This window comes from Bradyrhizobium sp. Crot121 (assembly GCF_059512385.1).
Genome location: NZ_JCAMOR010000132.1, coordinates 1 through 11158, shown reverse-complemented (window position 1 = coordinate 11158; position 11158 = coordinate 1). Strand labels below are relative to the sequence as shown.

Annotated in this window: 10 protein-coding genes and 2 pseudogenes; 2 read left to right on the top strand and 10 right to left on the bottom strand. The window is 58.7% G+C overall.

Annotation, left to right across the window (positions count from 1 at the left end):
• Positions 1 to 161: pseudogene (locus AC5ZGW_RS43705) on the top strand (IS5/IS1182 family transposase); the annotation flags it as partial.
• A gap of 156 nt (positions 162 to 317) precedes the next feature.
• Here AC5ZGW_RS43705 and AC5ZGW_RS43700 read toward each other — a convergent pair.
• The 10 genes and pseudogenes from AC5ZGW_RS43700 to AC5ZGW_RS43655 all read right to left on the bottom strand — a co-directional run bounded on the left by AC5ZGW_RS43700 (position 318) and on the right by AC5ZGW_RS43655 (position 9612).
• The gene (locus tag AC5ZGW_RS43700; RefSeq protein ID WP_130228491.1) at positions 318 to 1058 is read right to left on the bottom strand and encodes a sulfotransferase; all 741 of its coding nucleotides are present in this window, start codon (positions 1056 to 1058) and stop codon (positions 318 to 320) included.
• Between the two features lie 291 nt (positions 1059 to 1349).
• Positions 1350 to 2403 (bottom strand): annotated as a pseudogene (locus AC5ZGW_RS43695) (NADP(H)-dependent aldo-keto reductase).
• A 35-nt stretch (positions 2404 to 2438) separates the two neighbouring features.
• Complete coding sequence (locus AC5ZGW_RS43690) at positions 2439 to 3227, bottom strand: ABC transporter permease (protein ID WP_130228492.1); 789 nt, start codon at positions 3225 to 3227, stop codon at positions 2439 to 2441.
• Between the two features lie 3 nt (positions 3228 to 3230).
• The gene (nodI, locus tag AC5ZGW_RS43685; RefSeq protein WP_028168862.1) at positions 3231 to 4145 is read right to left on the bottom strand and encodes a nodulation factor ABC transporter ATP-binding protein NodI; all 915 of its coding nucleotides are present in this window, start codon (positions 4143 to 4145) and stop codon (positions 3231 to 3233) included.
• A complete protein-coding gene (gene nodU / locus AC5ZGW_RS43680) occupies positions 4133 to 5863 on the bottom strand; it encodes a nodulation protein NodU (protein WP_130228493.1) in 1731 nt (576 codons plus the stop codon). The genes nodI and nodU overlap by 13 nt, the downstream gene beginning before the upstream one ends.
• A complete protein-coding gene (gene nodS / locus AC5ZGW_RS43675) occupies positions 5845 to 6504 on the bottom strand; it encodes a nodulation methyltransferase NodS (RefSeq protein ID WP_130228494.1) in 660 nt (219 codons plus the stop codon). Before nodS ends, nodU begins: the two co-directional genes overlap by 19 nt.
• 27 nt (positions 6505 to 6531) lie before the next feature.
• On the bottom strand, positions 6532 to 7887 hold the full coding sequence (gene nodC, locus AC5ZGW_RS43670) for a chitooligosaccharide synthase NodC (protein WP_130228495.1): 1356 nt from the start codon (positions 7885 to 7887) through the stop codon (positions 6532 to 6534).
• Positions 7884 to 8558 carry a chitooligosaccharide deacetylase NodB gene (gene nodB, locus AC5ZGW_RS43665; protein ID WP_130228496.1) on the bottom strand — a complete coding sequence of 225 codons (675 nt, stop codon included), beginning with the start codon at positions 8556 to 8558 and terminating at the stop codon, positions 7884 to 7886. The genes nodC and nodB overlap by 4 nt, the downstream gene beginning before the upstream one ends.
• Positions 8555 to 9190, bottom strand: coding sequence for a NodA family N-acyltransferase (locus tag AC5ZGW_RS43660; protein ID WP_283813299.1), 636 nt, complete (start codon positions 9188 to 9190; stop codon positions 8555 to 8557). Before AC5ZGW_RS43660 ends, nodB begins: the two co-directional genes overlap by 4 nt.
• The gene (locus AC5ZGW_RS43655; RefSeq protein ID WP_130228499.1) at positions 9187 to 9612 is read right to left on the bottom strand and encodes a response regulator; all 426 of its coding nucleotides are present in this window, start codon (positions 9610 to 9612) and stop codon (positions 9187 to 9189) included. Before AC5ZGW_RS43655 ends, AC5ZGW_RS43660 begins: the two co-directional genes overlap by 4 nt.
• 470 nt (positions 9613 to 10082) lie before the next feature.
• On the opposite strand from AC5ZGW_RS43655, the gene nodD1 reads away from it, so the two are divergent.
• On the top strand, positions 10083 to 11027 hold the full coding sequence (nodD1, locus tag AC5ZGW_RS43650) for a transcriptional regulator NodD1 (RefSeq protein WP_028168856.1): 945 nt from the start codon (positions 10083 to 10085) through the stop codon (positions 11025 to 11027).
• The last annotated feature ends 131 nt before the right edge of the window (positions 11028 to 11158 follow it).

Genomic DNA, 11158 nt, shown 5'->3' with positions numbered 1-11158 from the left:
ACGGCCAGAAGCGCAAGAACGACACCCATGCGAGTACCAGCGATCCGGACAGCAGGCTTTATCGCAAGGCGGCCGGACGCGAGGCCAAGCTTTGCTATATGGGCCACGCCACCATGGAGAACCGGCACGGGCTGGCGGTGGCCGGCAGGGTCACGCATTCATAAATTTTGTCTAGCCCGCCACTTACTCCTAGACACAGCATGTCGCGCTCCATTCGTCGTGATAGGGACACTCTACTGGCCTGACTCAGGACCGTTCCACCTGAGTGAGGTTCCACCTGAGTGAGGTGCACTGTCGCTCGCCGCCGCGAAGGTCAGTCAGAAGTTACCGACCTCAAACAATCTAGCGTAAGGTCCGTCTGCGAAGTGAAGCCGCAACTCATGAAAATTCTGTACCGTCTGGTCCAGCGGTCGCGTTTCCTGGCGCTGAAGAATGGCGCGACCAGAAAGCTGAAGCGCTGGAACCCCGAAGAACTCCCAAATCGTTGCCAAGCAAGCGGCGGGTTCGCGAAGAAGACTCTCGTACTCAATCACAAGCATGTTGGTCGGCGCGAAGGAGTGCGCGACCCGAGCGTGGAAATTGTCGGCAGTCTTGAAGTAGGCCTCGCAGTCGGCGATTGACAATCTGACGCACGGCGGCGGAGCCGCGTTGTCAGAGCTGAATTTCAGCCATTGGCGGGTTTGCCTTGCCTGCACCAGCGATCGTAGCGATTCCAATGTGTTTCTGCGAACCACGAGGATGACCTTCAGGCCTGGCCAACCGGCCAGCTCGGCAAAAAAGCCCGGACGATCGTGAAACTGAGGTTCGTTGATCTTGCAGCCAACGTGCGTCACCTTGTCGCTCCGCGGGGGATAGCGCAGGTAGGCAAGTTCTAGGAGCTCGCGATCGCTATGTAGCAGGCGATCCTTATCGGGCCACTTCGTATCATATGGATTGAGCAACTCACCGTTACTGAACACGTTCGGATGCTCGTTTAGCAATGCTTCCAGATAGTGCGTGCCAGTCCTTGGCATCCCAAGAATTACAAAGGGCTCAGGTGACAGTACGGGGTAGGTCATTGCATGTGGCTCCAACTAATATTGATCGCGAGGCTTGGGGTGGCGCCCCGCACAAGAATCCACGCTGTCATCTCTCCGCCGACTCTTTCAATGATGTTGAGAAGCGGCGGGGATTAAATCCGCGCTCATGCAACGCTGCAATCAAGCGGGACAGCACCATGACCCGTCTGGTCGCGCAGGCCGGCGTGAGTGTCCGGTTTCAACCCGCTCGGCTCTTTGTCCTGGTTCTCACAATACGGCTCACGGGACCCGATCGGCGACGTGATTTGTACCAGGAGGCCAATACCCGAATCATGGGGACGGCGTTCCATAACGCTGATAGATTGACTGAATTCCATCGAGGACCTCGCGTGACAGGCTGACTTCCACACTGGCGATGTTGTGCTTTAGCTGCAGCTCGGAGGTCGCGCCTACGAGGGTGCTTGCAACGAATGGCCGGCTGCTGAAGAATGACAACGCGCCGTGCGCTGGATCAATGTTATGTTCCCGAAACAGCGTTGTATATGCGAGGGCCGCATGCTGGGCCCTCTCATTGCTGTAGCGGAAGAATCTCCCTAATAAGTTCAGCCGCGAACCGCCTGGTCGCTGCCCACCCAGGTACTTACCGGTCAGTGTGCCCATCGCGAGCGGCGAATACGCTAGAAGCCCTACCCGTTCGCGCTGAGCCATCTCGGCGAGGCCGTTCTCGAAGTCGAGGTTAAGCAGATTGTACGGATTCTGAATGCTTATCACGCGGGCTAAACCATGTACTTCTGCGTGATGCAGGAAGCGCGCAAGGCCCCAAGGTGTTTCGTTGCAGAGCCCGATGTGACGAACGCGACCGCTTCTGACGAGTGCGTCCAACGCCTCCGCGTCTCCAGGATCGGGACCGTGTCCTCGTCGAGTTCGTACTGGTAGTCGACTAACTGAAAGACGTTGGTGCTGCGGTCGGGCCAGTGCAGTTGGTAGAGGTCGATATAGTCCGTGTGGAGCCTTTGCAGGCTGGTGTCCACGGCCTCGAACAGATTGGCGCGTGTGTAGCTGACGCGGCCGTCGCGCACATAGGGCAAAGTTTGCCTTGCCTGCTCGAACAGGGCCGACGGCTTTGGTCGCAAGCACGACGTCTCGCCTGCGCCGGGTCTTGCGTAGCCAACTGCCGATATAGCGCTCCGCAAATCCATGTGTCTCCGCACGGGGTGGCACAGGGTACATTTCGGCAGTGTCGACCAAGTTTATGCCGGCATCTAGGGCTGCGTCCAGTTGCGCGTGCGCCTCGGCTTCCTCGTTCTGCTCCCCCCAAACTCATAGTGCCCAAGCCGAGCGCGCTCACCTTCGGGCCGCTGCGGCCCAGTTCACGATACTGCATCGCATATCTCCTTCTCGTAGTGGTCGTGAGTAGCGTCAACGCATCAGGCGTCGACGAAAAAGTGCCGCCGACAGGAAGAACGGCAATACTGCGTACATGCAAATTACACCGATATGCAGGCCGACGCTGCCGGCCGGGCGGCCAAGCATCGCCGGACGAATGAGATCGATCGAATGTGCCAGCGGCAAGAAGCGCCCCACCTGCTGAAAGGCGTCGGGCAGTTGGGTGACCGGGAAGACCGCGCCGGACAGGAACAGCATGGGTGTGAGGACGAGCGTCTGGTAAAACACGAAATAGTCGTAACTTGGTGAAAGCGCTGCGACGACCATCGCCAGGCTCGCGAAGGTGAGACCGGTGAGGGCGATAGCTGGCAGCGCATAGAGGATGGATGGCCACGCTGCGTAGCCCAGGATGGCGGCAACAATCGTAATTGCCGCCCCGGCCAGAAAGGCCTTGCTGGCTGCCCACGCCACTTCACCGAGAAGGATGTCGCCGAGCGTGAGCTGCGTGCACAGGACTGCTTCCCAGGTGCGCTGATGATGCATGCGAGCGAAAGCCGCATGAATGGTTTCGAAGGTGGCGGAAATCATCGCGCTTGTCGCGACCATGCCAGCCGCCAGAAACGCGATATATGAGGTGCCGTCAACGCGACCTAGCATTGCTCCGAGGCCCAAGCCGAGGCCGAATAGAGAGCTCATAGGCTCGGCGGCGTTCCCGAGAACCGATGCCAGCGCGACTTTCCGCCACGCCAGATAGTTGCGTCGCCATACCGCGATCCAGTTCCACGCATTGGCGGGCAGAGCCGCCGCATAACGTCCCCACATGGTTCAGTCCTTCATCTCCCGCCCAGTCAGCCGCAAAAAGACATCCTCAAGATTCGGTGGACGCTGCAGAAAGCGTAGACCCGTGTGCCCGCGCAGCTGCCCGCGCACCCGCTCCGGATCTGGCGCATAGCAAAAGAGCGTCTCACCGCTCACGTCGATACGCTGCGCGTACGGCCTGATCAGCGCACCCAACTCATGCGGATTGCCACCGTAGATCTCGATCACTTGGCAGCCGATCTGCTCGTCGATTAGGGTGTGAGGCCGGCCTTCAGCGATCTTGCGCCCTTGCTCGAGTACGCACAGCCGGTCGCACAACCGTTCGGCTTCTTCCATGAAGTGGGTGGTCAGAAGAATCGTCTTGCCGCGCGCCAACAGCGAGCGCAACCGTTCCCAGATCAGGTGGCGCGCGTGCGGATCGAGGCCGGTTGTCGGCTCGTCCATGACGAGGAGCTGAGGGTCATTGATGAGCGCACGCGCTATCGTCAGGCGCCGCTTCATGCCGCCAGAGAGTTCGGCGACGCGCGCATTCGTCTTGTTCTCGAGGCGAGCGAACTCGAGCAGTGACGGCGTGACCGCTTCGATTTGGTGCGCGCTCATGCCGAAATAGCGCCCGAACACCAGCAGGTTCTCCCGGACCGTGAACTCGAGATCAAGATTGTCGAATTGCGGGACCACGCCTATGCGCATGCGAGCCAAGCGAGCGCGTCCCGGCACTGGTTCCCCGAGCACGGTGATGTTGCCCGCGTCAGCTGACGCCATGCCGAGAACCATGCGCGCAATCGTGCTCTTGCCTACGCCATTCGGTCCCAGCAAGCCGAAGCACTCTCCCGACGCAACGGTGAACGACAGCCGGTCGACAACGACCTTGTCGCCATATGACTTTGTTACGCCGGTAAGGCCGATCGCTATCGCGGACATGCGCTCATCTTGGCGTGAGGGATGCCGTCGCCCGGCGATAGCTCAGCTGCAAGCGGCTTGGTCAACAGCAGGCCGTCGCACCATACGTGTTCAACGCGTCCCCACTGGCAGGCTGCGGCGGCATCCGGAAAAAACCCACGCCCATGGTGGTTGGCACTCGTATTGCAAAGCAGCGGAATGCCCGTGAGTTTTTCATATTCGACGAGAAGCTCAGCGACTTTGTGCTCAGAGTTTCTAGGAACGGTCTGCAACCGGGCAGACCCGTCGAGATGTACAACGGCGGGGATTTTGTCCCGCCATTCCGCTCGCGTCTGGTGATCGAACAGCATGTAAGGATCCGGCGTTCCAGGGCTGAAAATTTCCGGCGCGCGATCTTCCAGGCATATCGGCGCCACTGGCCGGAAGTGTTCGCGACGTTTGATGTCGTTAAGATGATCCTTCATTCCCGCCGATGTCGCGGCTGCGAGAATGCTTCTGCCGCCCAACGCTCGTGGTCCGAGCTCAGCGCGGCCGGCGAGGAAAATCACGGGCTTATTGCTCGCCAGGATGGCAGCAAGTTCATGCATACTGCACGGCGCAGCCTCCCACTCAGACGGCACATCGGTGCGTGCCAGGGCTGGGCCACTGTAGACCGACCAGTCCAGCGGCACGAAGCCTATGTCCGCCGCCATTGCGGCACAAGCCGCGCCGATTGCCGAGCCGCTGTCATTCGGAAAGGGCGGCACCCAGACAGCATCGCACAGGCCATTAGCACGTAGTGCACTGTTCCATTTTATGTTGAGACCGCAGCCACCGGCTATACACAAGTTGCGCGATCCCGGAAAACCCGAATGCCGCTGCAAAGCGACTGTCACTTCCTGAACAAGGAGACGCTCGAGAAAACAATGAAAAGATGCAAGTACATCTTCGGGTGCCTTAGCCTTCAATCGCAGCGCGCTCCGCTCGAAGAAGTCGTGCATAGCCGCAAGTGACGACTCCGCGCTGTTTATGCCCGCTCGGTAACGGCGAGCCTGCTCCGTGTCGGCCGCAAAGCGCTCCTCGTAGAGCTCCTGAAATACCGCCATCATGGCTTCATCAGCACACCCGAGCGCGGTGTAAGCCATCAGCTTGCCGGCAACACCTAGGTCCCAGCTGGTCCGGTTCGCCTGCCTATAAGGTCCGAAGTGAGAGCCAGCGGCACCATATGCATGGCCTATCATCGGGAACAGGCATTCGAGGAACCGGGCGCCCCGACGATCTACATAGTAGAGACGTGGAAAGATGCAGCCGTCCCATACCAAGCAGAAGGCTGGTTGTCCGGCTTTGGCAAAGGGGCTGGTGCAGTATGCGGAGGCCACATGGCCTGTGACATGCGGATAGCTTCTATAAGGGAAGAGCCTGCCCTCGAGCATGAGCCCAAAGCCGTCGTGCGAAGTGAGAAGGCCCTCGGCATGGCGTTCAACATACGGCGCCCCTTTAAGAGTGATCGCTGCCGTCCCACTGAGGGCCTCGAATTGGGATTCGACTTCCCCGTCCCAACCATCGATGACAAACCGATCGACATCCCGCGGATCCAGACCGTGCTCCGCTAAAGCGGCGACAACTGCGTCGAGATTGTCGATGGCTTGATATCGCAGATTGTTGCCCCGCTTCTCCTGCTCGACGCAAAAGACGAGCCGTCCGTCCTCGACAAGAGCGATCGCCCCATCATGCGTCAGCTTTATACCGCAGATGCGCATTGTGCCTCCATGTCAACGTCGGCGATTCGATTGACTCGAGATCGAATCGGATTCCGGAAGCAGGCGAGCAGGCAGTCTTCGTTGACCGACTCGCCATGGCACTGCAGCCGCTCGACCTCGATCAGCGTTTCGTTCAACATGCTGATGACCGTCTCGGCACCAGCAGGGTGACCCCAGCGCCGACACGTGGCATCGCGCGCGGATCCAAAAACCAGCGGCCCTTCCGGCGCAAGCATCCGCACTAGTTTGCAAATGGCCGCGCGTATCTCGGCCGTGTCAGCCAGGTGATCGAGAACTTCCGCCACGACGATCAAATCGAACAGCTCTCCGGTCGAGAACTGCTGAACGTCGCAGACTATCCACGTGATGTGCGACCATCTCTTCGTCCGTTGGCACGCTCGACCAATCGCTCGCGGCACGACATCGAGCGCTCTGAGCCGTTTGCAGTGCGGCGCCAGCTTTTCCGTGAATGCGCCGGCTGCGCACCCCACTTCGAGGGCATTTGTGATAGACCCTCTGGAAAGCGAAAGCCGCGGCATTTGCGTGTGACGCTCCCGCTCAAACGGATTTCCGTCGAGGCGCCACGGATCGTCGGCAGCCAGTTCCCGCTCTAACAGTTGGTATTTCTTATCCAGGCTCACGAGCTATTCACCTATGTAACTGCACGATCACTCGCCGCTGCAAGCGCTGTCAGACGTTACCAACCTCGAAGAAGCACGCGAAAGATCCCTCCTTCGGATTGACCCACCAATTCCCGGACCTTCTGTAGCATTTGGTCCACCGACCGGATTTCGGATGACGACCTGCTTTCCCCCCCCGTTTGGTAGCTTGGCAGCCTGGCGCGACAGCCAATCGCTATTGCTCAATGTACACAATGCATAGGCTTTCACGGGGAGTAAGAGAAAGATGTTGATGAGTGTGTGCAGAGAAAAGCCGAGAAATCGAAGTTCGCGAGCACGAAACGCTGCGACGCTGCAGCGAACCACGGTCATTGATGCGATAATCAGTCCTGCCCACCACGGCACTGTGGCTGTGAGTGCGAGCTGCGCGAGCGCCGTTAGCGATGACAGGGCGAGAAGTAGCGGGCCGAGATTCTGTCCGACTACATCTAGCGTGAGATAGCGATCAAGTTCAGGCAACAGGCGCAGCGCAAGGAACGTATCCCGGAAAGTGCTCCGTGCCCAACGGAGTTGTTGGCGCAGATACGGCCCTAGCCTGTCCGGAACAACTGTTGCCGCGACGGCGTCGGGAGCGTACTCCGTTTGAAACCCTGCTTTCAACATGAGGATCGTGAGATGGCGATCCTCACCGAAGTCGCTTGGCTTTCCCCGAAAGAATTGCGTCTCGTACTGATCTAGTAGCAACAGGAGCGCGGAACGACGGTACATCGCACATGGGCCGCAGCAGCACATAACGGCGCCGAAGCGAGCTTGTGCCGCGCGCTCTTCGTTGCAAGCCAACCAGTACTCCATATCAATCAACCGGGTCAGCCAAGTGTCGCTTCGGTTGCTCGCCGTCAACTGCCCCATGGCCGCCCCGATCGCTGGATCCTGCATCTTCCGTGCAAGCTTCGTGACCACATCGGCTGCTATTATCGTGTCCGAGTCGACGTTGAGCACGAGATCTCCAGATGAGCGGCGTATCGCAGCGATCTGCGCCTTCCGCTTTCCGACATTCTTTCGCAGCAGAATGAAGCCGAACCTCGGGTCGTCAGAGTAGGCGTCGTGAACGGGTGCCACAGCGTCGAGATTTCCAGAACCGTCATCAACCACATAGACCCGCAGTTTTCCGGCGTAGTCTTGGCTTGCAATGGACTTCAGACACGCCGAGAGCGTACGCGGGTCCTCGTTGAAGCAGGGGACGATGACATCCACGCTTGGTAGAGCGTCGGAGTTGACCACGTCGCCCGACGGCGATGAAACGTTTGTCGGCAGAGCATAAAGCACCTGCACGCTTCTATGGACAGTCGAGAGAAGCGCATAGACCGAGATAGCGACAGTGCTGGTTGTGGTAAGCAGGTTCATAGGGTGCCGGTTTGGTGAGGTTGAGGAAGCGAGCGGATTGAAAATCCGCGGACATGCAATGCTGGAATCAGGTTGGAAAGCGCCAAGACGGTCTGATCGCGCAGACCAGCATGAGTGCCCCGTCCCAACTCGCTGGGTGGACATCCGTCGTGCAAGAGCACAATTGCTCCCGGCCGGATAGAGGCCATCACCGCGTTGACAATCGTGTCAACGCCGGGACGAGACCAGTCTCGCGGATCTACCGACCAGTGCAGGGCAGCCAGCCCAGCCCTCGCTGACGTAGCGAGCACCTCTTCGGTCCACATACCATAGGGTGCACGCATGTGCCGCGGCGAGGCCTGGGGGCATGCCATCCTGATGACTCTGCTCGCCGTTAGTATTTCTTGTTGCACTTCGGCGAGTTCGCATCTGGACAAGTCCGGATGAGTCATTGTGTGGTTTGCGACCTCGTGCCCTTCTGCGACCATTCGTCGGATTAGTTTCGGCTGGTCCGCCGCGTACGCGCCGATGACGAAGAAAGTCGCTGGCACTCGGTGTTCCGCCAGCACATCGAGGACATTCGGCGTGCAAAGTGGATTAGGACCGTCGTCAAACGTCAGATAGACGCCGCGACTTTCGGTGCGGTCAGCGTATTCGCCGCGCGCTTCGCAAGAGCAGTCGAGGTGTGTCACAGCTCTGGCCCGTTCCGATCAATCATCGTGCCGGTCGGCCACTCGCTCATCGACCGTCCAATTGGTAAAATCACGATGAGTACGTCCTCGGTGCGTGTGGGCGGCTTGTCGAGACGTACATCTGGAAGGGTCGACCGCACGCGAACCCCCGACAAAACGGTTGCCCAACCGTGCCGGGCGACCCTTTCAACATGCTTCTGCAGCGCAGGCCGAACCGCGCCGAAGCCGAAGGGAACACCAAGCTCTTGCAGGGTTGGACGCAGGACGTGCACTGCACCGTGATAGGTGACTCCGAGTCCCTCAAAATCTCGACGTACCGCGTACAAACCTAGGTCGGCCACTAGTACATCGACCGCGCCAACCTTGATGAAACGGCGCAGTAAGCCCATATGAGCCGCTACACCGCGCGAGTCGTAGCCGATTACACGGAGCTCAGGCCTCGCGCCGGCCCAACTTCGACTGCCTTCGAATGGCTTTCCATTAAACGCCCCAGTCGGCCCATACGTCTTTCGAAAGAACTCGGCGAGTTCGACATGGTCGGCGAGTTGCAACTCGTTTTCCCAGCACAGCTTCCACCGCACCTGAGAGCGCATTGAGAGACCCCCCGTAGAGCTGGATACGGCAATATTCATGGGTGCCTCCTTTGCGCCGACCGGCATTCGAGGTTGGACTTGACGCACGCGAGCAGTTCGCTACCGATGAACGGCTTCACCAGGGAATGGGAAACGCTGGCTCGCAGCGCCCGCAGCCAGTGGTTGTCGCCGGGACGGCTCGTGAGCAGAATGGTGAGATCGGCCTTTCCGGATGCGGCCGAGTGCTGGCATAGCTCAAGCCCGGCCACTCCGGGCAACTGCACATCCGCGATCAAACAGGACGTGCTGAGAGGACGGTTGGATTTCAACTCATCTGCGCACTGGAAAGGTTCGGGGTTGTCGCTTGTCGACAAGAGCACGTCTGTCAGCGCTTGATTGACCGATGCATCGCGATCCACGATGGAGACAACGTCGAGCGCATGTGCCATTTGCACCAAATCTACCGGGGACTTCGCCTGCATTTTCTGCACGATTTGACTGCTATGGATACGTGATAAATTGGGCCTGGGTCGCAAAGGCATTGGGTGCCGGCAATCGGCAGCTCCCGACTTGTTGGGATGTTAAGGCGAAGTTGATCGCTGGCTCAATTCTACGGAGGTAAGCGGCCGATATAGAAACGGTTGGAAAAGCTATACGAACGTTTACCGGTCGTGAGCGCATAAGCGATCTGCGCCACGCCTGTCGCGTCAAGCCACTGCGCTGCAGCTCATACAACCCGTTGAAAACTGTGGCCGCAATGGACATGCGCTTCGGTCGGGGCTCGGGGTGCAGCTGAGACTTTTCGCGGAGCCAGGAGAAAGACTGGCAACCATTCCTTATCGGCCTGAATTTTATTGTGCTGACCGACCGGCTTTGGTATCCGCCATTGCGCAAAATTGGTAAAATCGATTATTTTTATTGAACACATCCACACGATGGATAACTCCACGCCATGCGCTTCAAAGGCCTTGATCTAAATCTTCTCGTCGCGCTCGATGCTCTGATGAGAGAGCGTAATCTCACCGCGGCGGCACGCAGCATCAATCTGAGCCAGCCGGCTATGAGTGCGGCCGTGGCCCGCTTGCGCGCCTATTTCCGCGATGAGCTATTTACGATGAGGGGCCGGGAACTTGTCCCCACAGCACGAGCGGAACGGCTCGCCGGGCCGATACGCGAGGCGCTGGTGCACATTCAGCTCTCCATAATTTCCCGCGACACGTTCAACCCAGCTAAGTCGGATCGCCGCTTCCGGATTCTCCTTTCCGATTTCATGACAATCGTTTTCTTTAGACAGATCGTCGACCGTGTCGCGCGGGAAGCTCCCGCCGTCCGCTTCGAATTTCTGCCATTTGTCGATGAGCCTGATGAGCTTCTGCAGCGCGGCGAAGTCGACTTTCTTGTCTTACCGGAATTATTCATGTCGAGCGCGCATCCTAAAGCGACACTGTTCGAGGAGACGCTCGTGTGCGTAGGCTGCCAGACGAACAAGCAGCTGCCACGGCAGCTTACATTCGAGCAATACATGTCAATGGGACATGTTGCGGCCAAGTTCGGGCGGGCCCTGAGGCCGAATATTGAGGAATGGTTCTTGCTTGAGCACGGTCTTAAGAGACGCATTGAGGTCGTTGTGCAAGGATTTACCATGATCCCGCCGATGCTATCGGGGACTGAGCGTATAGCGACGATGCCCTCAAGGCTGCCCCAGCATTTCGCAAAGACGATCCCCCTCCGGATCGTCGAAGCACCGCTCCCGCTTCCCGCATTCACCGAGGCCATCCAATGGCCGGCCCTTCATAATACTGATCCGGCAAGTATTTGGATGCGGCGGATATTGTTGCAGGAGGCCTCCTGCATGGCTTCTCCGCGTGAGACCACCCGAAACCGCAGGCGCTGCTAAGTTCACTAAAGCGTCTTACCATCCGCTCTCGGCGACAATTCAGATCTACACTAGGTACCCACTTTTCATAGAACGTGAGTCGTGATTCAAGATCGGGATGATTCCCGAAGCAAGAGAAGTCCGCGTTTCGC